Below are 22,734 nucleotides of genomic sequence, written 5' to 3' on the forward strand. Positions count from 1 at the left end.
AGCGCGAAAACAATCTGCGCTTCGGTGAATTTGGTCTTCTTCATAAGCGATTATTGGTTGTTAAAGTACCGAAAAATCGCCCGATCTCTCTACTTTAGGTTGGTCCAGTTTACTGGGAGGAGGTCAAGGCATACGAATACACTAAAAATATTAGTTTCAGCAATTGGGAGCAAATGGCCCGTGTGACAAAATGCATTCCATTCAACCTCTATTGTGTTTGGTATATAATCATTATGTACATCTTCTATTTTATCAATAGGGTAAAATGCTGCGAAGTAGCCCATGTACTCTGGTAAGTCACACAGTTGAAAATGGGTACCTTGATAGCTAATCAAAAAGTCTATTTGTTCCTTAGATAAACGAACATTCAGCTTCTGCTCTAAAGTTTTTATTTGTTCCATGGTGGCCAGTTGCTCTGGAACGGATTTAATAAGTTTATCGAATGCCGTGTGTTTCATGTTTTGAAGGTTGGTACTACCAGCAATTTGCAAATTTTTAGCTTTGTCAATTAGTTTCCCGGTGACAAGGTGCTCGCCGGTTGGGAAGCTCAACAGCCCAACATGGCAAGGGTGTAAAGGTTGACGCTACGTTTGTTTGTCTATCTTGTTCACTCATCCATCAGCCCTCGGGGGCGTTGTACGGAGATGCTCCCTACCTCCCCTTGCTTTTGTCCTATTTTTGGGCTAGCTTGTTGGCGCGGGGAAGCTCGCTTACAAAGCACCAGACAAGCTAGCCCAAAAATGCACGGCCAACCGCTTCAGCCCATCCCCCGGACTGGATGGGTGTAACCGGACAGTCAAGCTGTCGGTCGAGCCGGTCGACCGTCGTACAACAAGCGCAAGGGTGTAAGCCGCTGTCGCTACGCTCCCCGGCTTCAGCCCTTGCGGTCGTTGGGTGATTTATCTGAGTGGGCGTGCTCGGCTGCTTCGGTCGACAAATCGCACTTGATTGATAGGAAGCTTTTACGTCATAACTTGTGCTTTGGTCGACACGCCAAACACTTCGATGGATTCTATTTGACAACCATGCATACTTTTTGTTGACAAAGTGACCACTTGATAAACGGAGTTGTATCAAAGTGCATTAATGGCTTACTTAAGTTTGACAACAGTAAATATGAATGCGAAACAAGAATTTGCTTCTGATTAATATTGATTATGAGATACGTAAATTTTCTTCTTGATTCCTTGAAAGAAATGTTGGATATGCATCCTTACTGCCATTCCGATAACTATCATGTAATTTATAGTGTGCTCAATCATATTGATCCGACATATAGAGGAAAAAATGTTATTATTCCCAAAACAACGTATAGTATTCACGAGTCTGTTTTCAAGCCAGAAACAGAACAAAGAATTGTTGAACTTATTCTGCTTCTCAAAAACGAGATTGTAGATACAAACTGCATTGCACAGATAACATCTATGAAGACATCGTTACGTAACTGTTATAGATATGTTTCTACTTATTCAAGCGATAAAAGAAATCAAACCATAGTCTCAGTTACTGAAATAAGAGATGTAAATAATAAGTCAAAATGTATGATTGATGTTGAGGCAATTTTGTATTGTTGTCAGAAAACAAGCATACTCAACACAGAGACTTGGCTGAGATTGTTTAATATTTTCAGCAGATTATCTGATCCTTTAAAATACAAGCCGGTTAGGGAACCAATGTTAAGCTTAATAGTAAATGAAGATTTAGATTACAGCGCCGAATCCTTTATTTCCGATGTTATTGATAGCATAATAATTAATCAAAGTTCATCATTTATTGATGCGAAAGAAATTTTATCTACGTATCAAGACATTGTTGATACTTTGAAGAGTATAAATGTTACAAAGCGGAAGATTGACAAATCAAAAATTATCAGCATGAATAAATCTTCCTCTCGACCAAAGCTAGCTATGAATAGCAATGGGTTACGCGAGAAGAGTTATGTGGAAAGAAGCCAGAATGAGAATGATTATTTTAATGACGGTTCTTATGGCGATAATAATTATAGAGAAGCAGGCAGATATATTTCCAGTCCCAGTTACGAGAATATGAGAGAAGATTCTATGCCATAAGCAGGTATAGAATCTCGCTCTGCGTGGGGTCACTCACGGGCGACAGGGGGCAGGCCGCTGAGGTCAGCCGAGTCAGCCCAACCGGCAGGGGGTGTAAAGGCGGGCGAGTCATTTGCCCGTTTCAGCTAGCTTGCAGGGCCATCAACCCCCTGGTTCGTTGGGCGACCAGCCAAAGTAGTTGCTTCCATTTGCGGTTCGGAGTGGCAATGTGATTCTTCTGGTATTTGTCTCGATAAAAGCAAAATTTTGTTACGTTGTAATTAGATTTACTTTGAACACTTAAAACCACCAGTATGAAAAGTAAACTTGTATTAGCTGTCGCAGCCCTTGGCTTATGTTTTTCAACATTTGCCCAACAAAAAAACGCTCCTAAATCCGAAAGCAAAGCAGACGTTGCCGAAAAAGGGTTAATTAAAGTGTCCGTTTTTTACCCGTATGCAGAAGGTAAAACCTTCGATATAGATTATTACGAGAAACGTCACATGCCCTTTGTAGCCGGTTTGTTAGGGTCTAATCTGGTACGCTATACCATAGAAAAAGGGGTATCGAACGGAATGCCCAACTCGCCATTGCCTTTTATGGCAATCGGCAGTTTTTACGTTAAAAGTCTACCTGAATATCAGGCGGCTATTGCGCCGAATAGAGACGCAATACGGGCAGATTTCCCCAAGTATACCAATATCACGCCTACTATACTGATCAGTGAGGTGATAAAGTAATTTTCCAGGTTGCACAAATACCTATGCAATTCAAACGATGAACCGGAGTGCGTAATTTGGTACAAGCCTCGACATTTGTAATTCTATTGGGCTTTGGCTCATAATTCAAGCTGACGTTTTTCACTTGTCTCTTCTTCGCCAATAGCCAAATCGTTATTAGCAATTTTGAACGAGACATTCCTTGATTTATACACTTTTACCAGATTTTCGTCAATGTTATGAAGTACTTTATCGTATTCTTTATATTTCTTACATTACAGGCAACAGCCCAAGTACCAAAGTTATACAATCATATTGCCAACGATGTCCATTTAATTCATTCCCGGGTACTAAATCAAGACCGTCAGATATACATTAACGTTCCAAAACTCGATTCTACGGATATAGGTAAGGCATTGCCTGTGCTGTATCTCTTGGATGGGGAGAACCATTTTCACATCGTTTCTGCATACGTAGAATATCTGAGGCATTGGAAAGTTATTCCTCCTGTAATAGTAGTAGGGATTGTTAGTTTAGACCGGGTAAAAGACCTTACGCCCACTACTAGTTTAATCGACTTTGACGGTAAAGTTGATTCTAAATACAAGACATCTGGTGGCAATGAACAGTTTCTAAACTTTATTCAGCAGGAATTGATGCCTTATATAGAGACTACTTACAAAACAAGTTCTTTCAAAATATTTGCCGGACATTCCTTCGGTGGTCTTACAACTATTAATTGTATGCTTACGCGCCCTGCTATGTTTAATGCTTACATTGCGATAAGTCCTTCGCTATGGTTCGGCAATAAATATTTATTATCGTTGGCAGAAAAAAAGCTACCAAAATTACCAATAAGGGATAGAAAACTTTTCTACAGCGTAGGAAATGAAGACGGAGATTTTCGAAATGATTTATTGAAGTTTGATAAACTCGTTAAACAGAACCGTTTGAAAACATTCCAACACAAGTATAAATATTACCCTGATGAAGACCACATGACAGAGCCAATTCTTGCCTATTATGATGCGCTACGATTTGTGTATAGTGATTGGAAAGAGAATGCAGGGAAGTGATATATTTTGAAGAAGTAAGTAACCTAAAAAACTATCATAACCAGGGTATTACGATAAGTGTGGTACTACGTTACCGACTAGGCAGACGAATTACTGATCAGTGAGGTGATAAAGTAAGTTTCCAGGCTGCTACAGACGGCCCCTGCAAGACGAATTTGACAAGCCCATCGGGTTGCGCGCGGTTATGCTAGCCAATTTTCGGTGACTGTTCATAGGCTTCTACATACGCACACGTTGCATATGTCTGGGCACCGCTACCGGGTTCGATACATTCCGAGGAACATACAGCCAAGTCTTTCATACCGACAGAGCAGATTTTGACCCGTGGTAAGCCCTTATAACCTTATGCCTTCAACGACACATTCTGCCCTTTCGGCGATTGGAAATACACCATTCGTGCGCTTACGTAACATCGTTCCCCAACCGTGTGCCGCTATCTACCTGAAATTGGAATACCTGAACCCTACCGGTTCCTTCAAAGATCGCATGGCACAGGCAATCATTGAAGAAGCGGAACAACGGGGTACGCTCCGGCCTGGCATGACCGTAGTCGAGTGCACGGCCGGGAGTACAGGCACAGCACTGGCCTTCGTCTGTGCGGTGAAAGGGTATCGGTTTCGGGTGATCTCGTCAGATGCTTTTGCGAAAGAGAAATTGCAGTCAATGCGGGCTTTAGGAGCCGAAATTCAGCTTGTACCGAGCGAAGGCGGCCAAATTACGCCCGACCTGATTCCACGGATGATTGGCTTAGCGTCGGAGCTTGGCCAACATCCGGAGAACTACTGGACGCGCCAGTTCGAGAACCGCGATGCCATAGAAGGGTATCGAAAAATGGGGCAGGAAATTATTCAACAGTGTCCAGCCGCGGTGGATGTTTTTGTGGCAGCTGTTGGCACCGCAGGCATGCTTACCGGTGTGTCCCAGGAACTGAAACAGGCCCGTTCTCAAACAAATGTAGTGGCGCTTGAACCGGCCGAATCGCCCGTGTTGACGCAGGACACCAAAGGAAACCACAGTATTGACGGTGTGGGCGTGGGTTTTATTCCCCCAATGTTGTCGACTGATCATTACGACGAGGTACGTGCTATACCTGAAGCCCGCGCCCGCGAAGTAGCAAGGCTCCTGGCCGCTCGTGAAGGTATCTTTGCCGGGACATCTACTGGGCTTAACGTAGCCGCAGCGCTGGATATCGGTTGTCAGTTGGGTCCTGATCACACGGTTGTGACGGTTGCCTGTGATTCGGGAATGAAGTACTTGGCCGGGGGCTTATTTGGCGGGTAGGAGCTTCACCGCCCATGGGTCAGTTTTCCGCTGACAAGTCGCGGGATGAACGTACCATACCAACCAGTTACGTTTTCTACCATCAGTATGCAAAAGTGCTGAGCGCTCCATCCAATGATGTGAATGTTCTGACAAGATATAACAAAGACTGTCTGACCCGACTTGTCTGGTAAACAAGCTAAAAGTGACCCTGGGCAAGCCAAACGGCTCAGATCGTTACCTACTAAATTAACACTGCTTATGAATATTGCTCCCCTTACTGTTATTGATATTCAAAAATTAACAGATGCGGTCAAGACCAATTACGCCAATTCCTCTTTAGCGCTGGTCAATGACCACGTAGTAAAGGTGAGTGTGATGACCCAGAGCTATTACTGGCATTATCATCCCAATTCGGATGAGACCTTTATCATGATCGAGGGCGTTTTGTTGATCGACCTCGAATCAGAAACAATCGAGCTACTGCCGGGGCAATTGTTTACCATTCCTAAAAACGTTGTCCACAGAACCCGGCCGAAAGGTGAGCGTTCGGTTAACCTAACCGTTGAACATGCCCAACTTGAAACGGTGCAGGTGGCTATATAAACAGGAAGCCGGCTCAATGGTAGTAGCCAGACGGCAATCCTGCCTTCCCCTGTCATTTGTTTTGCCGATGGTGTCGGAGCCTGAAGGATGGCACAAGGAACGCAACGAGTCGGCGGCTTATACATGTCTGCACGAACCATGTTCCCTGAAAAGTTGTGGGCATCAACAGGGATAACGTTCGGTACGTAAAACAGGGTGAGTCCTGTCAGGTATGTTCACCTCGTTTCTAGAACAGCAGTAGTTACGCAAGTCTGCTGAACAGATTGCAAGTCCCTCATCCGGGGCCTCAATACGTAGTAAGAAAGGATAAAAGCGGATTGGGTGATTTAAAAACAAGATGATGCTGGCAAAATATCTTTGGATTACAGGATCAGCCGTAATGGCTCTGTTAGGATGTATTCACTTATATCTCACGTTTTTCACGAACGCATTTTCTTCGGGAAACGGAAAAATGATTGACGACATGAAATCGTCTTCTCCCCTTCTGACCCCAGATATAACCATGTGGAAATCGTGGATTGGGTTCAATGGCAGTCATAGCGCGGGCGTGATTTTTATCGGCGCGATCAATCTGTATCTGGTCCTTCGCTATTTCCGAGTGCTGCCATCCGACCACCTCTTCTTTGTTATCAATATCCTTACCATTGGCTTTTATGTCTGGCTGGCCGGAAAGTATTGGTTCAGTGCTCCCCTGATTGGGCTGTTACTAACATTAGCCTGCTACCTTACTGCCTACATCCTGACTTTTATCAGTAAATGATGTGAGGTCTGAATATTAAGCAAGCTAATTCTCTGCAATTCAGATAACTAAATAGGATTTTTTGTCATCCCGACGAAAGGAGGGATCTTCAGGCGAGAATTATATTTCCTCCGGCTCTCGAAGATCCCTCCTTTCGTCGGGATGACATAAGTCGCTCATTTGAGGCCAGAGGATAATACATATCTCACGTTAACAGTAATCCGATACGCTGTTCGCCCGCTCCAAGTGTCCACCCGAACGCGTTTGCATTATACTACGTAGGCACATACAGCATAGGTATGATCGTTTGCCATACCTGAATTCTTATCTAACTCACCCTCAGGCAATTTTAAGGTAAATTTAAAGTGAGATTAAGTCCTGCTTAAGGTACATAGCTTTGCTTTGTAACGCCATCCTGCAACAGGAGTGAGGGCAACATTCGGAAGCGTCAGGCTTCATATTCCCGTCGGAAGCTGTAAACCAGGTCGCTTTTATTTATCAACCCTTTAATTTATCAAGTTATGAAAAAAGTAGTAGCCGCCAGCGCCTTCTTCATCGCGCTCGCCACGTACACAGCCAATGCCCAAACGACCAACACAACCAATTCATCGACCAGCGGCACTTCTGTAGGTACCCAAAGCTCGACCAGTACGACTGGAACCACTTCGGGAAATCAGGGAACCATGAGCAGCGGATCGATGTCCACAAATTCTTCGGCTACGAGAGATACGACCCGGAAGTCGGGATCGAGCTCGTCTTCGGGTACGACAAGTGGCAGCACTTCAACCCCTGCCACGCAAACTCCGCCCAGCACGACAGGTGCTAAACCACCGCGCCGGTAATCTTATCTTCGCTTTATCCAAAAAAACAGGTTTGGTCGCAGGCTTCCCTCATGCAACCAAACCTGTTTTTTTGGTATATGCCAGCTACCTGATAACCCAGTTGGCAACGTATTGAATGGATTAGCTACTCGATGAGCTGTTTTACGGACCAGTGTTCAACGAGCTTCTGCTCCTGTACCCGGAAGATGTCAAAATACATTCGCAGCTCCGTGTTCACGCGCCCCTCCGACTGAACAACGACAAAATCACCGTCGCCAATAACGCGATGCAGCGTTCTGGCCGGCTGGGTATGCCCCCATTCCAGTAAATACCGGCTTAATCCATCCAGACCGTTACCGATTTCGGGCGTGTGCTGGATAAGATCAGGGACTACAAAATCGGACAGTGCCGCAAATCGTCTCTCAACGAATACGTCCTCGAAAAATCGGGTCACCAGTTGCTTGTTAATTGGGGTCAGCTTGGCGTCATCCGTCGGCATGGGTCCATCCATCAGCGCATGGCCATTTAACGACGTTTCGGGGTAATCCTCAACGGCATCCCAATGTTCGGCGATCTGTCCGTCCTGAAACCTGAACAAGTCAACAACGGCTTTCTTCCTGCCGCCCCAATCAATACTCAGGTTCGTAACTACATAATCCCCTTCGGCAAGTAACCGCATAAACGGGGTTGACGAGCTGGCCGGTTTGGGCAGTTGCTTCATGTAGGCCAACGCTTCGAGCACACCGGCTTTCCCCGGTTTCAGGGCTGTACTGTGCTGGATATAGTCGTCGGCAAGAATTTGACTGGCAAATTCAAGATCGCCCTGCCCAACGGCTCGCCGATAAAAATCACGTATGATGGTTTTATTAGTTACTGCTGCTTGCATGATCTGTCGTCATTTAAGTGTCTTATTCGACATGAGGGCTCGATGCGATACGAACTGGAACCAGTACGCACAGCAAACCCAGGATGAAACGTTTGTTTTCATCGACTAAAAAATGAATAGAGGAATGGATGTACAGGTCGCCTAAAAGAACCTGCCGTTGCTGTAGCTACAGCAACGTAAGAGAGCCGTCCGCCCAGGTTGAGGTGCGGATAGTCGGCGGTGGAGCGTATGTGATGAGATTACGTTTCAGCGAGACAAACGTACTATTTTTTTTGAATACAGGAAATTACGTTAGCCAGGAGAAACCAACGCAGCACCCGTTGCTTTGGTTGAATAGAGCAAACACTGCTCCCCAACCGGGTTGGGTCACGAGGGGGTAACCTTCTCGAATACCAGTCGATAATGATCCATCGTTTCCTGCTGAAAACACACCCGATTCGGGCTAACTCTGAATACGGCGATCAGGTCCCGGAAGGACTTGTTGGTTAGCAGCCGGGGCAGCAATGAAGCATACAGCCTGTATTTACGCGGGTGAAACGCCCGGAAGCGCTTCCGCCACTGTCCGATTGTTTCAATATAGTCGAGCCGGCCGCTGCTTTGAGACAGCAGCTTGAAGTTTGGAGCGGCATTGCGAATGACCTGCTCCGGCCCGTAGGGTAACCAGGAACCCGGAAACTGCGCAATCATCAGCGCCAGGGCGTACGAAGGGGAATCTTTGGGCGCTTGCAGACTGATTTTCTCGAATGGTATCATATTCTTGCTGAACACCATCGTTTGCATGTAGAATCGTCCCCCAACAGGCAGCAGATCGTTCAGCGTACCGAAAAAATCAGCGTACACCTGATCCTGTTTACCGGCCTGGTACTGTTCAACGGAACAAAAATGCTCCATACCCCCGATGCAGCTAATCCCGTCGAACGTACCGTAATCGGCCGGGGTGATCTGCCGACAATCCTTTACGTCGACCTGCAGACCATTGACCCGGCAAGCCTCGGCCTGACCACGCGAGAGCGTAACGCCACGGGCATCGGCACCGCGCTCCCGAAGATAGTTCAGAAACGGGCCCCAGCCACAGCCCATGTCCAGCACCCGCGATCCGGGTCTCACCTGTAGGCTATCGGCAATGAATTTATGCTTTTGCCGCTGAGCTTCCTCGAGGGTCATCGAGAAATCGCCGTTGTACATGGCCCCGCTATAGTCGCCGGTTTCGCCCATGCTCAGCCGGAAAATTTCGTCAATGGTCGTGTAGGTAAAGTCTAAATCCTGTTGGGTTGCCATAGCTTAAAGAGAAAGGATTGAGGATGAACATGACATGCGGTTGCCCAATCTATACGGGCCGTCCTAATTTCTGGAGTACCCGGTAATGCGACGAAAGGGCGGACCCGAAGCTTGCGTTCTCCATATAAGGCAAGCCAAACTCTTCGGCCGTTTGCTTGACAATCGCGGTAATGGCCGGGTAATGAATGTGGCAGACTTTCGGAAACAGGTGGTGTTCGATCTGGCGATTCAGCCCCCCACAGAAAAAAGCCGCCACCGCGCTCTGGGGCGCAAAGTTGGCCGTTGTCTGCATCTGATGAACGGCCCAGGCTCCCTGCATATCGCCTTCTTCGTTGGGCAACGGGAACGTAGTACCTTCCACTACGTGGGCTAGTTGAAAGATCAACCCCAGTACCAGTCCTTCGGCCAGGTGCATCACAATAAAACCAATAATGATCTGCCACCAGGCTGCGTCAAGCACCAAAAAAGGTATAACCAGAAAGAACACGTAATAAATGGCCTTGGAGGCAAATAGCTTGATGTATTCCCGACGGGGATGCGAAGACGTATCGTGCTGCCCAATGCGTTTCTGAAAAAATTTAACGTAGTCCTTCCGAAATACCCACGAGAGCGATGCCAGCGCGTATAAGGGGAAGGTGTACCAGTGCTGATACCGGTGCCAGGGACGTAATGTTTCGTCGGGGTCAAGCCTGACCAGCCCCGGTGCTACCTCAATATCTTCGTCATGACCGGGAATATTAGTATAGGTGTGGTGCACTACGTTGTGCGTGATCCTCCAGACGTAAGGGTTGGCGCCCAGCAGGTAAAAACTTCCGCCCATTAATCGATTGACCCAGTCGTGGGCCGAAAAGGCACCGTGCAGGGCATCGTGGGATACATTGAATCCGATAAAAGCGGCAAACATGCCTAGTAAGATAGCCATGCCCAGCATCGGCCAGATCGTAAACTGATTGGACAGAATCAACCCGTAGAGTACGGCATACCCCGACAGAAAGAAAATGGCTTTGGCCCACATAGCCCCGTTGGCGTGGGGCGAAAGGGCCTGTTCACTGAAATACGCGTCCACTCGCTTTCGAGCCGTAACGAAGAATGTGGAGCGGGTGGTGTTCTTAAACTTTAGCTTATTGCTCATCGGTTGATTCCTGGTTAAATAATTTGCCTAGTTCCTGCACCGCCTTTATGATAGGCAGGGCTAACTGGCCTTTTTCAGTAAGTGCATACTCGACTCGTGGCGGCACCTCGGCGTATACCTTGCGCGTCAACACGCCGAGAACAACGAGTGCTTTTAACTCGCCCGCCAGCACTTTATGACTTATGTCGGGTAGTTTTTCGTTCAGCTGACTATAGCGAAGCGTACGTTTATCGAGCAGCAGGATGATGTACAGCCGCCATTTGCCATTCAGAATGGTCAGGGCTTTATGAATTAATGCGGGGTCGAAGGGGTCTTCGTTCTGATCGGTTTGTGGCATCGCGTGTAGTCATATACCGGACCGAATCAGGAAAGCCCAAGCCGAGACAGTGTAAAGTAGTGCCGTTGATCGTCCATCGAACGTCCTTAGCGAAGTTGGCTAAAGCCAATGGTGGATCTTGTCAGCAACAGGGGTAAGCGTAAGTTAAAAATTAAAAATAGGCGTTGAACTAAGGGGTAACAGAAAATGGAAGCGTAAAAAGTGAGGGCAATCCGCTGTCGTGTATAGTCTCGACAGCACTGTGAAGCATGAAGAGATGATCAGAAAAGAAGTAGCACTATAATTAGTAACTAACTTTCAGGCTAGTAAGTTTCTTTTTTGGGTAACCACTGAACGAAGAGCAAGCTGTGTTAAAGGTACTGGAAAGTGGCAATAAATAACGGGTACCCTATCCAACTTAGCGGAAACCGGTTTTTTCAGCTGGCCTTTTCCTGGAGTCAGCCAGCTATAAAAAACCGGTTTACATCCTAAAAAAATATACTGTCAGGGCGGGCCGAACAGAATACCGATCACCTCGCGGGCGGATTTGCTCTTCCGAACGTCCTGCCAGATAGCCGCCCACTCGTGAAAATTAAGGTAGATGACATTATACGACTCGACAGGCTTGGTCAATCCGTATACAGGTGGCTCGGTTTCTTCCTGGAACGTACCAAATAGCCGGTCCCAGATGATGAACGTGGTACCAAAATTTTTGTCGATGTACTGCGGATTGCGGCCGTGGTGAACCCGGTGGTGCGAAGGCGTAACAAACACATACTCCAGCCAGCGGGGCAGTTTAGGCACTACCTCCGTATGAATCCAGAACTGATACAGCAGGTCGAGCTGGTAGCAGGTGAAAATAATGGCCGGATGAATGCCCGTTAGCCAGACCGGCACGAAGAACACGATTTTCAGGTATTGGGTCCATGAATTCCGGAAGGAGGTGGACAGATTCAGGTGCTCGGAGGAATGGTGCGTTACGTGCGTTGCCCACCAGATCCGTTGCTTATGGGCTACGTAATGAGCCAGGTAATTACACGCGTCAATGCCCACGTAAGCGACCAGCCAGACCCACCCGGTGTTGGGCAAGCGCCAGGGAAGGTGTTTATAAACAAACCAGCAGAGTCCTACCGTGATCGCTTTCAGAACGGCGTTAATGACCAGACTACCGATTCCGATTCCGAGCGATGCCTTGAAGTCACGGCTATCGTATCGACGATGATCGTCGTGGCGAGTGAACCACCACTCCAGGGCTACACAAACCACAATAAGTGGCACGGCATACAGCAAAACAGGCTGTGTGCCAGGGTTTACTTCAGGAAATTCCATGATTTAATGGGGATAAAAAGCCGCCACGGCCCGGCCCGTCAGACCAGTTCTACAGGCGCGTTATGGTGTATGCGAGAGTGTTATAAAGTAATCCGTTCGTGAACCGGCGTACCCCGCTGGGGGTCGATGCCATACATATCGATGAACTGAACCCGCGGGATCACGCCAGACTCCGGGTCGACCTGCACGAATACTTTCTGAAGATGAGCGCTCCGCCCGTTGATGGAGGTAAAGGCCATCGGCTTACCCTGGCTGTACACTACGTTAATGGGGCGTTTTCGAAACGCATTCAGGCATATATCGTACCCCTCGGCTGCCGACTGGCGATGTTTATAGCCGTAGGCCATTTGCCACTGAAACAGAGTAAGGTCTTCGCGCTGCCCTTTATCCGCGTAACGAATCCAGTAGACCGTCACAGGTTTTCGGGCATTCAGCCGCCCGTCGGTTGTCAGATTGGCGTCATACACAATCGTGTTGGCGTCTTTGCTGCGCTGGATGTAGAATAACCGCTGCTGAGAACCTGGGGGCGTTGGAAAAGCCGGTTCGCGGGCCTGAGCCGGCGAATGGCCCTGTACGAAAAAGCCGGTTAGCACGGCCAAAAAAATTACTGATTTCAGGTTCATAATCGCTGTCGGTTTACTTGTACGCTGCGGTTTGGGCAATAGCGGGCCCTTCCGCTTTTTACGCGTGGATGAATAATTCGGAAAGGAGACAAAATTGACCTTAGCTCATGCGTTTAGCACAATGCGCCAGGCGGCACGTAGCACAGGCTGAGGACGAAGACACGGGCACTCCTAAAACCGACCGCTCGATGGCGCTGCGTTCCAACTGATCGGATGGACTGGTTGGGGGAATATCAATCGGTGATTGCCGTGCATAGGCAGATGGCCTGGTGGTGGATGAGGCTGACTGGACGGTTACGTTCAGGTTGTATGACTGCATGATTTCAATGGTGTTTACTGTTGTTTAACAGCCGTATGACAACCGCTACAGCTCCTCCCCCTATCCGGTAGCCAAAAAGTTTTCAATGCCCTTCCGACAAACGTTTCCGCCGACCTAGCAGCAGCGTCACCTGCCCAGCCGCCTGAACTGAGGCCCGCGCAATAGTCACATTTTTTTTTGCGCAGCATGTAGGGGGAAGCGCACAACGAGCTGTCTTTATCCTGCTGAGCGATTAGAAGCTGGTGTTTACCCGCCGAATCTCAGCCTGAATTGAGTAGTAACCAGTAATCCAATCACGCAAAATCATGAACCGCTTTTTTTCGTATTTAGCCAGCTTATCGCTTCTCTTTTTCGCCCTGACGTCCTGCATTCGCGAAGACGTTGGCCCGTACCAGGACGGTCAGCAAACGTATGCCCTGACCAACTTCAACCGCCTGGATATGGGAAGCGCCTTCACCATTACGGTTGTACCCGGCACTACGTTCAACATCATCGCGAACGGTGACCGGCGTAATCTCGACGATCTCGATGTTTATGTACGCAACAGTACGTTGATTGCTCAGTATCGAAACAACCGCAACCGCAAATACGGCACCAGCTTTACCATTACCATGCCCACATTACGGGGCGTATCGTTCTCGGGGGCCAGCCAATCGACCATCCGGGGGTTCTCGAACCTCGACCAGCTCGATATTGAGCTGACCGGTGCCTCAAAAGGGAATTTTGACATTGAAGCCGCCCGGACCACCATGCGCCTTTCGGGGGCTTCGGTGCTGCGCGTAGATGGAGAGAGTGAGACGTTGCAGGCCGACCTGTCAGGTGCTTCAAATCTGGATGCGTTTAATTACCCCGCGCAACGGGCAGACGTTGAAGCATCGGGGGCCAGCAAAGCCAGCCTGAGCGTAGGATCATCGCTGGTAGTCAACGCCAGTGGAGCCAGCGTTGTGCGTTACCGGGGTAATCCAACGGTTCAACAGCACGTAAGTGGAGCCAGCAAGGTGCAACCCGATTAATCAGCCGGGCTCGACTCGTTGTTTATCAAGTGAAGAAGCCCTGTTCTGTGAATAGGGCTTTATTGCTGGCCTTCGAGGGTAGCGGCACTTGGAGCGGCAGCGGGTGGAGCCAGTGGGTTATCAATCCGATCGGTCTGGGCCACAAAGTGCGTAACCAGCGGTGGGTTCGGGCCCAAGTGGAATTGCTTGACCATCCGTTCAATCGCCACGTCTTCCTGCGTAAACCGCTGATGCTGGCGGAGGTGTTCCGCCCACGACGCGACCATGAAAAACTCGACCTGCCGGGCGGGCTGGGCAATATCTGTAAACACCCCCACCCGAAGCGCCCCGTCGCGCAGCCGGATGCGTTTCAACTGCTCAACCGCCCTCAGAAAGCTGGACAACATGGCCGGATCAATCCGATATTCGATCATAACAATTACCGGCCCTTCGTTGGGGCTCACCTGAGCGTGATCGTCGGGGTCAGCCCAAGGGTTAGCGGGCGAGAGATTCAGGCGTTCGCTCTGCCGGATCGGGAATGGGAAGACCAGCAGCGTACTGACCAGCAGCCAGGCCGCGGCCATCAGTAAAGCGGTCTCCAGGCTGAACCGACTGGCCACGCTCCCCCACACCAGGCTCCCGAAGGCCATTCCGCCCTGAAACACCAGCAGGTAAATGCTGAGCACCCGGGCCTGCACCCACTTCGGCAGGTGCAATTGCACCGATACGTTAAAACTCGTAAGGGTCAGCAGCCAACTGACGCCCGCTACGTACATCATGGGATAAAGGAACGTAATGGAGGGCAATAAGCCCAGTGCTACCGTAGCCATCGAAAACCCAATCAGGCCGACAATGATCCGTTTGTTGGTCGACAGCAACTGCCGAATAGGATCCATAAGCAGCGCCCCGGTCACCGCCCCAGCGCCCAGGCAGGAAAGCATGGCCCCGTAGGCACTCGCATCGAGGTGAAACTTTCGCGCGATCACCAGCGACAGCAAGGCCCACAAGGCACTACCACCGAATGTAAAGGCCGAAGCCCGAATCATGATGGCGTGAATCGACGGCGAAAACTGAACGTACCGAATGCCAGCGCGGAGCGCACTCACAAAATTCTCGCTCGGCAGGTTCGATGGGGTATCCGTTCGCTTCCATTGATACAGCACCCAGCAGGTACCCAGAAACGATAAGCTATTAAGCAGAAAAACGTAGCCCGGTGAATAGTGAGCGATAATTAGTCCCCCCAGCGCCGGACCAACCGCCCGGGCGGCATTGATGCTCACGCCGTTGAGCGTCAGCGCAGCGGGCAGTAAATTCCGTGGTACCATCTCCGACGCTACTGTTTGCCAGGCGGGTGCATTAAAAGCCGCTCCGATACCCAGCAGAAACGTCAGGAACAGCACGGATACGCTCGTCGATAACCCCATCAGCGTTGTAATTGCCAGAATAGAAGCGGCCACCGCCATAAACAACTGCGTGATCAGCAACAGTTTGCGCCGGTCCAGCAGATCCGCGATCACCCCGGCGGGTACGCTGAGCAGAAAGACGGGCAAACTGGTTGCCGTTTGCATCAGGGCCACCAGCACCGCCGAATCGGACAACGTGGTAATGAGCCATACCCCAGCCGTGTTCTGCATCCAGGTCCCGATATTCGACACAAAGGCGGCAATCCAGATCGCCCGAAACATACCCACCTGAAAGGCCTGCCAGATCGTTGGCGGCTTATCAGTAAGCACATCACTAGTTACAGCACTCATACTCGGTCGTCAGCAATTTTACAGAATCAAGCCAGCAGCAGGTTGGATTCCTTTCAGATAACCGCCAAAACCAGCCGAACGTTTGGATTCGTTTCGTGTATACACCCGCTTCCTCCTTTTGCGGGAACGTAGCCGAGCAGGCGATACGCATAGCCATTCCGCCGAAGCTTGCGTATCTTTGTCTATGCGTTTAGAACAGGAACAACCTTTAGTAATGACTCACACCTTACCCGTTATGGAAGCGTTTTATACGTTGCAGGGGGAGGGGGCCCACACGGGCAAAGCGGCTTACTTCATCCGACTCGGCGGCTGCGATGTTGGCTGCCACTGGTGCGACGTAAAAGAGTCGTGGGATGCCGATGCACATCCAAAGCTTCCCCTTGATACCATCGTAGAAGGCGCGTTACGGTACCCCGGACGGATGGCCGTTGTTACCGGTGGCGAACCGCTTATGCACGACCTCACTGATCTGACGGCCTCCCTGCACGCAGCGGGTTTTCAAACCAACATCGAAACGTCGGGCGTGTGCCAGCGCGTGACCGGCTCGTGGGACTGGATCTGCTTTTCTCCGAAGAAATTCAAAAAGCCGAATCCAGCTATTTTCGACAAAGCCGATGAGCTCAAAGTAATCATCTACAACGCGTCGGATTTTGCCTTTGCCGAATCGTTTGTTCCTGATCTGCGGCCCGGTTGCAAACTCTTTTTGCAAACCGAGTGGGGTCGTTCCAATGAAATGCTTCCTCGCATCGTTGAGTATGTAAAAGACCATCCGCAATGGCAAATTTCGTTGCAGACACACAAATATCTGGATATACCGTAGAAGGGAAAAAAGACGGACTGGGAAGATGGAAAAAGGGGGTTTGCCGATGGCTCATTATCCCGTTCTTCCCCTTACTCCTTTCTTCCCTTTCTTCCTTTGCACAAAACGCAAAAGCCAAAGAACTCTACGCCCAGTCGATCAAACTGTTCGGCGAACGCAAGGCGAACGAAGCAATTCCGTTCATGGAACAGGCGGTTAAGCTCGATCCTGACTTTTCGGATGCCTACCTCAAACTGGGGCAGTTGTATGAGTTTACCAAACGGTTCGAGCCCGCCATAGCCGCGTACCGAAATGCCATCAAACTCCAGCCCGATAATGCCGCTTCCGGGGCGGCTTATCAGTCGCTGAGCAATACGCTGCTGCGGCTGGGCCGCTACAGCGAGGCCATTCCGTATCTCGAAAAGTTTCAGACGATGTTTGCGCCCCAGTCGGCGCAGGCGCAGCGCGTTGGTCGCCAGCTCGAAACGGCCCGCTTTGGGCAGGAGGCTCTCCAGCGTCCCCAGACCGTCGACCCCAAGCCGCTTTCGTCGGTCTTGCAGACCACCCCGTCGCAATACTTTCCGGTCCTGACGGCCGATGAACAAACGCTGGTGTTTACAGCCTTGAAACCCGAAGGCGACGAAGATCTGATGACGGCCACGTTTAACGGCGAAACCTGGTCTCCTCCAACCTCTTTATCGCCCAATATCAATACGCCCGACAACGAAGGCACGGCGAGCCTGTCGGCCGATGGGCGCACGCTGGTGTTTACAGCCTGCCAGGGACGTAAAGGATTTGGCAGCTGCGATCTGTATTTAAGCCGGAAAACGGGGCCCGACTGGTCGGCCCCCGAAAATTTAGGGCCAATCGTCAATACGCGCTACTACGAATCGCAGCCGTCCCTGTCGGCCGATGGGCGTCGGTTGTATTTCGTGTCCGATCGTCCGGGGGGTAAAGGTCGGCGCGACATCTGGCGCAGTGACTTAACCACGGATGGCAGTTGGGCCGACCCGGTTAACATAGGCGCTCCCGTCAACACCGCGTTCAACGAAGCCTCACCGTTCATCCACGCCAATGGACAGAGCCTGTTTTTTGCCTCGGAGGGGCACGTCGGTATGGGAGGGTACGACCTGTTTGTGAGCGATACGGGTCCATCGGGCACCTGGTCAGAACCGACTAACCTGGGCTATCCAATCAATACGTCGGAAGACCAGGCGTCATTATTTGTGGCGGCTAATGGCACCCGCGCCTATTATTCCTACGAAGAGCAGAAAGATGGGGTTTCGCAGAAGTCGAGGCTATATACATTTGATCTACCCGAATCGCTCCGCGAACGGATCAAATCGGTCAGCTACCTGAAAGGCGTCATTGCCGATGCCAAAACAAAAAAGCCCCTAAACGCTACGGTTGAACTGATCGATTTAAAGACGAATCAGGTCGTATCGCGCGTACAGGCCGATGCCCAGACAGGTCAATATACAGCCGTTCTGCCCAGCGGGGGTGAGTATGCGCTTTACGTAAGCGTACCGGGGTATTTATTCAAAAGCCTTTCGTTTGATTTTACGCAGAAAACCAAAGGAGACGGCATGTCGCTGAGCGTTCCACTGGAGCCAGTCACAACCGGGTCGGCCGCGAAAGAAACGCTGAACAATCTGTTCTTCGAATCGGGCCGGTACGATCTGGCCGACAAATCACGGACTGAGCTCGACCGGCTGTCGGCGTTCCTGCAAACAAATCCGGGGGTTAGCGTTGAAATTGCCGGTCATACCGACGACAAGGGCGATGCAGCGGCCAACCTGACCCTGTCGCAGAAGCGGGCGCAGGCCGTTGTCGCGTACCTGACGCAGGCAGGCATTGACGCCAAACGGATCCGGGCGGTGGGGTACGGAAAAACCCGACCAATTGCACCGAACACAACCGAAGAGAATCGACGGCTGAACCGGCGAATAGAGTGGCGGGTGCTATAATCACCGGGCATGCGTTGTTTATTCGTCATTAGTCTCATCTGCTGTTCAGTACCTGTTTTTGTGCTGGTAAGGACAGCAAATGACTCTGTGATCAGGACCAGTGAATGACCAGGAGCGATGAATGGCTGCCTTTGTTCAGTAAACCCATTCTTTGCTTTCCTACGGGATTTTTTTCAATTTTGTGTATGTTGTTCGAATGGATTCACGGTTATACCGAGTCTATCTATTCAGTTTTAAGACAACATCGCGCCTATCGCAATGACTTCTGAACACGTAAAGTGCCTGATTATCGGCTCCGGCCCCGCTGGCTATACAGCGGCTATCTATGCAGCCCGGGCGAACATGCAGCCCGTTCTTTATCAGGGTGCTCAACCCGGCGGACAATTAACCATCACGACTGAGGTCGACAATTTCCCTGGTTATCCCGACGGTGTTCAGGGTCCCCAGATGATGCAGGATTTAGAGAACCAGGCGCGTCGATTCGGCACAGACGTACGGTACGGTATGGTGACCAGCGTTGATTTTTCGGGTCACCCGCACCGCGCCATCGTCGACGAAAAGCATGAAATAACGGCTGACAGTGTCATTATTTCGACGGGCGCTTCGGCCAAATGGCTTGGTTTACCGTCGGAAATGCGGTTGAACGGACGGGGCGTATCCGCCTGTGCCGTTTGCGATGGATTCTTTTTCCGGGGCCAGGATGTGGCTATTGTTGGCGCGGGCGATACAGCCGCCGAAGAAGCCAGTTATCTGGCCAACCTTTGCCGGAAGGTGTATATGCTCGTGCGTCGGAATGAAATGCGGGCGTCGCGGTTCATGCAGCAGCGCGTCAAAACCGCTCCAAACATCGAAATTCTTTACAATACCGAAACGCTGGAGGTCATGGGTGACGAAGAGGTTTCGGGCGTGCTGGTGAAGAATAGCGTAACCGGCGAAGAGACTGTTTTAAACGTGACCGGCTTTTTCGTAGCCATTGGCCACAAACCCAATACCGACATTTTCCGGAACTACCTCGACCTCGATGAGCATGGCTACATTCTGACCGAGAAAGGCAGTACCCGGACCAATATACCCGGCGTTTTTGCCTGCGGAGACGCCCAGGATAACATCTATCGTCAGGCCATTACGGCAGCCGGCACGGGCTGTATGGCCGCCCTTGACGCCGAGCGTTATCTGGTCACCCTGGAGATGCAGGATCAGGAGCTTGTTCATTAACTAAAAACCAATGGGTAGTACACCGTATTTCATGGCTGGATACGATCTGGCCGGCCATTACGGTGTACCGGCCATTTCAATATACGATGAGAGAAACCGCTACACGATGGCTGCTGGCCATTGGGTGCCTGTGCATTACCGTAACGGCCCAGGCTCAGGAGCGCGGGCGATTCAAGAATAACCTGCGCATTACGCCCAAAAATCAGTCAAATCCCAATGCCACGGTCATTGAACAGCCTCGAAAAGCGGATGACCAGTTTGATCAGGAAACTACTCAGCTTCGCTTCAACAGCCAGTTTGAGCCTAAAAAAGAATTAAACCCGGTCGTCAGCGAAGACACCAGTATGATCGACCAGGGCGAAACCAGCGTAGTAGAAGTCATTGACTCCGTGCTGGTTGGTAACGAATGGGTCAAGATTGCCGATTATTACGCCGTTTGGGACTCCCGCCACATCGACCCTTACAACATTAACCCCTTAGAATTTAACGAAGCCATCGACATCAAGCTGTACGATCCGCCAGCCAACCGCTACTGGTCGGCACCGCTGAATGAAGGCAAAATGACCTCGAATTTCGGGTATCGGTGGGGGCGCTGGCATACGGGTACTGACCTTGACCTGGAAACCGGCGACCCGGTATACTCGGCCTTTGATGGTATTGTCCGGGTTGTGGGCTGGGACGGAAACGGCTACGGTCGCTACGTACTGGTTCGGCACTACAACGGCCTCGAAACCCTGTACGGCCATATGTCGAAGCAAACGGTTGAGACGAATCAGTTAGTGAAGGCGGGGGACCAGCTTGGTTTAGGTGGCAACACGGGCCGTAGTTATGGCGCACACCTTCACTTCGAAACCCGTTACGAAGGCAATCCCTTTAGTCCGCTGACTATCTATACCTTTCCGGCGAATACGATCAACTCCGATCATTTTCTGCTGACGGGCAGCGTTTGGGACTACCTCCGGGGCGGGCGTTCATCCGATGTGGTGAGCAGACCCCGCTTTAAGCGCACGGTATTGCACCGGGTTCGGTCGGGCGAAACGCTGAGTTCGATCGCCAGTCGATACGGTATGTCGGTTTCGGCCCTGACGCGCAAAAATCATCTGTCGTCCCGGTCAAGAATCAGACCCGGTCAAAAGTTACGGGTCAATTAAGTTTCGTTCAGAACAGCTCCTGCTTATCTGCCTTTTAGGCAAAGCAACGGCCGACTGTCTTCGATACCTTCGGGTTAGAGACAGTCGGCCGTTGCAGTGTACGTATTAACAAACAGTTACTGCATGCGTTAGGCTACCAGACATACGTACCAACGGCTCCTTCCGGCAGCGACGTATTTACTACGTTCCCTTTATACCGGATGCTAAACGACTGACTGGCCGAACCGTTGTTGAGGACAATCAGCACCCGCTTGCCACCTGGCGTACTGAACGCTACGTTGGGCAGCGACTCAGACGCAGTTGAAACAATCCGAACGGAACCGGGACGAACGAATTTAGAAGCCACCGCAATCACGTAATAGCCGGGGTTCCTTGTTACGGTGTTTCCATCAATGGTAAGGGCTCCCAGGCACTGGTCACACCCACCTTCGGTATGCGGTTGCAGCTTCGGGTCGGCGGCTACGTTCCACTCCAGTACCGTGCGGCTCCAGTTACGCGTAGCGCCGATGATGAGCGTTCTGACGTGCCAGTTCAGATCACCTTTCCAGTTTCCCGGCGCACCGATCCATTGCTCGGTGAAGTAAATATTCTTCTCCGGGAAAGCATTGTGCACTTGCGTTAAGGCGTCGACCGAGCCACCGTACAGATGAAAGGCCGAACCGTCTACGTATTGCCTGGCCTCCGGATCGTTTAAGATCGAAATCGGATAGTCGGGCCGGTCCGCGTTGTGATCATACAGCAGGATTTTGGTATCAATCCCAGCGGCCCTGAACGCTGGTCCCAGACTCTTTTTGATGAATTCGGCCTGCTGTTCGGGCAGCATCAGAAGGCTTGGGTTATTGCCAGGATGCAGCGGTTCATTCTGAATCGTAACGGCGTCGATGTGGATGCCTTCGGCTTTCATAGCCTGAATATATTTCACGAAATACTGCGCATAAGCCTCGTAAAACTCGGGCTTCAGGCTCCCGCCTTTCGACTGACCATTCGTTTTCATCCAGGTCGGCGGTGACCAGGGCGAACCCAGAATCTTAATGGCCGGGTTAATGGCTAAAATCTCTTTGAGTACAGGAATCAGATGCGTCCGGTCGGGATCAAGGCTGAACTTGCTCAACGTAGGGTCCGTCTGCCCCTCGGGAAGGTCGTTGTAAGAAAATACACGCCCATCCAGGTCCGAAGCACCGATACTCACTCGCAGGTAACTAACCCCAATTGCCCGGCCTTCCGTGGCAAACAACTCACGCAGCAACTGGGCTCTTGGCTGGGCCTCCATGCGGTGCATAAGCATGGCACTGCCGCCCGTCAGGGTATAGCCAAAGCCATCAATCAACTGAAACGTTTGTGAGTCATCCACATCCAGGGTTAGTGGTTGGGGAGTGGTGGGCGAAAAAGCCAGCGCAGCCGGTTGCTTCTCGAATAAAGCCGATCTATCAGGATTAGTTAGCCAAATCTCAACGGCTTTTGTACCAGCCGAGTGGTTCAGACTTCGGCGGCACTGCGCATTGAACACCAGTAAAGCCAGGGCGGCCAGTACGTATAAACGGATAGCGGGGAATCTCATTTTCGGCCAGCATTAAAATTTAGCTCAATACTACGTGAATCTGCGCTGATGTTCAGTAAGGTATTGACTAACATGGTTTTCAATTAGCTTAAGCCCTCGTATGGCTTCTATTATATTTCCGGGATGAAAACTTTTCATCAGTAAAA

23 protein-coding genes are annotated in these 22,734 nt (G+C 50.4%); 12 read left to right on the forward strand and 11 right to left on the reverse strand.

Going from position 1 to position 22,734, the window contains the following annotated elements:
- Positions 1-89: 89 nt before the first annotated feature.
- On the reverse strand, positions 90-551 hold the full coding sequence (locus tag ACYVBJ_RS20545; RefSeq protein WP_460984183.1) for an SMI1/KNR4 family protein: 462 nt from the start codon (positions 549-551) through the stop codon (positions 90-92).
- Between the two features lie 606 nt (positions 552-1,157).
- Between ACYVBJ_RS20545 and ACYVBJ_RS20550 the strand changes: the two genes are divergently transcribed.
- Positions 1,158-2,069, forward strand: a complete 912-nt coding sequence (locus ACYVBJ_RS20550) for a hypothetical protein (protein WP_460984184.1) — start codon at positions 1,158-1,160, stop codon at positions 2,067-2,069.
- Here ACYVBJ_RS20550 and ACYVBJ_RS20555 read toward each other — a convergent pair.
- Positions 2,059-2,181, reverse strand: a complete 123-nt coding sequence (locus tag ACYVBJ_RS20555) for a hypothetical protein (protein WP_460984185.1) — start codon at positions 2,179-2,181, stop codon at positions 2,059-2,061. The two genes, ACYVBJ_RS20550 and ACYVBJ_RS20555, sit on opposite strands and share 11 nt — an antisense overlap.
- Positions 2,182-2,362: 181 nt before the next feature.
- Here ACYVBJ_RS20555 and ACYVBJ_RS20560 point away from each other — a divergent pair, with 181 nt between their 5' ends.
- The 6 genes from ACYVBJ_RS20560 (at position 2,363) to ACYVBJ_RS20585 (ending at position 7,290) form a co-directional block, all read left to right on the forward strand.
- A complete protein-coding gene (locus ACYVBJ_RS20560; RefSeq protein ID WP_460984186.1) occupies positions 2,363-2,788 on the forward strand; it encodes an EthD family reductase in 426 nt (141 codons plus the stop codon).
- Positions 2,789-3,006: 218 nt separating this feature from the next.
- Positions 3,007-3,843, forward strand: a complete 837-nt coding sequence (locus ACYVBJ_RS20565; protein WP_460984187.1) for an alpha/beta hydrolase — start codon at positions 3,007-3,009, stop codon at positions 3,841-3,843.
- A gap of 345 nt (positions 3,844-4,188) precedes the next feature.
- The gene (locus tag ACYVBJ_RS20570) at positions 4,189-5,124 is read left to right on the forward strand and encodes a PLP-dependent cysteine synthase family protein (protein ID WP_460984188.1); all 936 of its coding nucleotides are present in this window, start codon (positions 4,189-4,191) and stop codon (positions 5,122-5,124) included.
- Between the two features lie 240 nt (positions 5,125-5,364).
- Positions 5,365-5,709, forward strand: coding sequence for a cupin domain-containing protein (locus ACYVBJ_RS20575; RefSeq protein ID WP_460984189.1), 345 nt, complete (start codon positions 5,365-5,367; stop codon positions 5,707-5,709).
- A gap of 340 nt (positions 5,710-6,049) precedes the next feature.
- Positions 6,050-6,469, forward strand: coding sequence for an LIC_13387 family protein (locus ACYVBJ_RS20580; RefSeq protein ID WP_460984226.1), 420 nt, complete (start codon positions 6,050-6,052; stop codon positions 6,467-6,469).
- A 500-nt stretch (positions 6,470-6,969) separates the two neighbouring features.
- Positions 6,970-7,290 carry a hypothetical protein gene (locus tag ACYVBJ_RS20585; protein WP_460979688.1) on the forward strand — a complete coding sequence of 107 codons (321 nt, stop codon included), beginning with the start codon at positions 6,970-6,972 and terminating at the stop codon, positions 7,288-7,290.
- A 124-nt stretch (positions 7,291-7,414) separates the two neighbouring features.
- Here the strand turns inward: ACYVBJ_RS20585 and ACYVBJ_RS20590 are convergent, their stop codons facing one another.
- The 7 genes from ACYVBJ_RS20590 to ACYVBJ_RS20620 form a co-directional block, all read right to left on the reverse strand.
- Positions 7,415-8,155: a nuclear transport factor 2 family protein gene (locus tag ACYVBJ_RS20590; RefSeq protein WP_460984190.1), complete on the reverse strand. Its 741-nt coding sequence runs from the start codon at positions 8,153-8,155 to the stop codon at positions 7,415-7,417.
- Between the two features lie 366 nt (positions 8,156-8,521).
- The gene (locus ACYVBJ_RS20595; protein WP_460984191.1) at positions 8,522-9,433 is read right to left on the reverse strand and encodes an SAM-dependent methyltransferase; all 912 of its coding nucleotides are present in this window, start codon (positions 9,431-9,433) and stop codon (positions 8,522-8,524) included.
- Between the two features lie 49 nt (positions 9,434-9,482).
- Positions 9,483-10,565: a fatty acid desaturase family protein gene (locus ACYVBJ_RS20600; protein ID WP_460984192.1), complete on the reverse strand. Its 1,083-nt coding sequence runs from the start codon at positions 10,563-10,565 to the stop codon at positions 9,483-9,485.
- Positions 10,555-10,902 carry a winged helix-turn-helix transcriptional regulator gene (locus ACYVBJ_RS20605; protein ID WP_460984193.1) on the reverse strand — a complete coding sequence of 116 codons (348 nt, stop codon included), beginning with the start codon at positions 10,900-10,902 and terminating at the stop codon, positions 10,555-10,557. Before ACYVBJ_RS20605 ends, ACYVBJ_RS20600 begins: the two co-directional genes overlap by 11 nt.
- Positions 10,903-11,385: 483 nt before the next feature.
- A complete protein-coding gene (locus ACYVBJ_RS20610) occupies positions 11,386-12,210 on the reverse strand; it encodes a sterol desaturase family protein (protein WP_460984194.1) in 825 nt (274 codons plus the stop codon).
- An 80-nt stretch (positions 12,211-12,290) separates the two neighbouring features.
- The gene (locus ACYVBJ_RS20615) at positions 12,291-12,833 is read right to left on the reverse strand and encodes a DUF4833 domain-containing protein (protein ID WP_460984195.1); all 543 of its coding nucleotides are present in this window, start codon (positions 12,831-12,833) and stop codon (positions 12,291-12,293) included.
- 100 nt (positions 12,834-12,933) lie between these two features.
- Positions 12,934-13,152, reverse strand: a complete 219-nt coding sequence (locus tag ACYVBJ_RS20620) for a hypothetical protein (protein ID WP_460984196.1) — start codon at positions 13,150-13,152, stop codon at positions 12,934-12,936.
- Positions 13,153-13,457: 305 nt separating this feature from the next.
- Between ACYVBJ_RS20620 and ACYVBJ_RS20625 the strand changes: the two genes are divergently transcribed.
- Positions 13,458-14,165, forward strand: a complete 708-nt coding sequence (locus ACYVBJ_RS20625) for a head GIN domain-containing protein (protein ID WP_460984197.1) — start codon at positions 13,458-13,460, stop codon at positions 14,163-14,165.
- Positions 14,166-14,224: 59 nt separating this feature from the next.
- Here the strand turns inward: ACYVBJ_RS20625 and ACYVBJ_RS20630 are convergent, their stop codons facing one another.
- Positions 14,225-15,898, reverse strand: coding sequence for an MFS transporter (locus ACYVBJ_RS20630; RefSeq protein ID WP_460984198.1), 1,674 nt, complete (start codon positions 15,896-15,898; stop codon positions 14,225-14,227).
- Between the two features lie 184 nt (positions 15,899-16,082).
- On the opposite strand from ACYVBJ_RS20630, the gene ACYVBJ_RS20635 reads away from it, so the two are divergent.
- The 4 genes from ACYVBJ_RS20635 (at position 16,083) to ACYVBJ_RS20650 (ending at position 21,030) form a co-directional block, all read left to right on the forward strand.
- Positions 16,083-16,718: a 7-carboxy-7-deazaguanine synthase QueE gene (locus ACYVBJ_RS20635; RefSeq protein ID WP_460984199.1), complete on the forward strand. Its 636-nt coding sequence runs from the start codon at positions 16,083-16,085 to the stop codon at positions 16,716-16,718.
- The gene (locus ACYVBJ_RS20640; protein WP_460984200.1) at positions 16,673-18,664 is read left to right on the forward strand and encodes an OmpA family protein; all 1,992 of its coding nucleotides are present in this window, start codon (positions 16,673-16,675) and stop codon (positions 18,662-18,664) included. The genes ACYVBJ_RS20635 and ACYVBJ_RS20640 overlap by 46 nt, the downstream gene beginning before the upstream one ends.
- A gap of 258 nt (positions 18,665-18,922) precedes the next feature.
- Positions 18,923-19,879 (forward strand): thioredoxin-disulfide reductase, encoded by a 957-nt coding sequence (gene trxB / locus ACYVBJ_RS20645; RefSeq protein WP_460984201.1) that lies wholly within the window; start codon positions 18,923-18,925, stop codon positions 19,877-19,879.
- 86 nt (positions 19,880-19,965) lie between these two features.
- Entirely contained in the window at positions 19,966-21,030 is a 1,065-nt protein-coding gene (locus tag ACYVBJ_RS20650) for a peptidoglycan DD-metalloendopeptidase family protein (RefSeq protein ID WP_460984202.1), read from the forward strand.
- A 133-nt stretch (positions 21,031-21,163) separates the two neighbouring features.
- Here ACYVBJ_RS20650 and ACYVBJ_RS20655 read toward each other — a convergent pair whose 3' ends face one another.
- Complete coding sequence (locus tag ACYVBJ_RS20655; protein WP_460984203.1) at positions 21,164-22,588, reverse strand: glycoside hydrolase family 30 protein; 1,425 nt, start codon at positions 22,586-22,588, stop codon at positions 21,164-21,166.
- Positions 22,589-22,734: the final 146 nt, after the last annotated feature.

This window comes from Spirosoma fluminis (assembly GCF_054778895.1).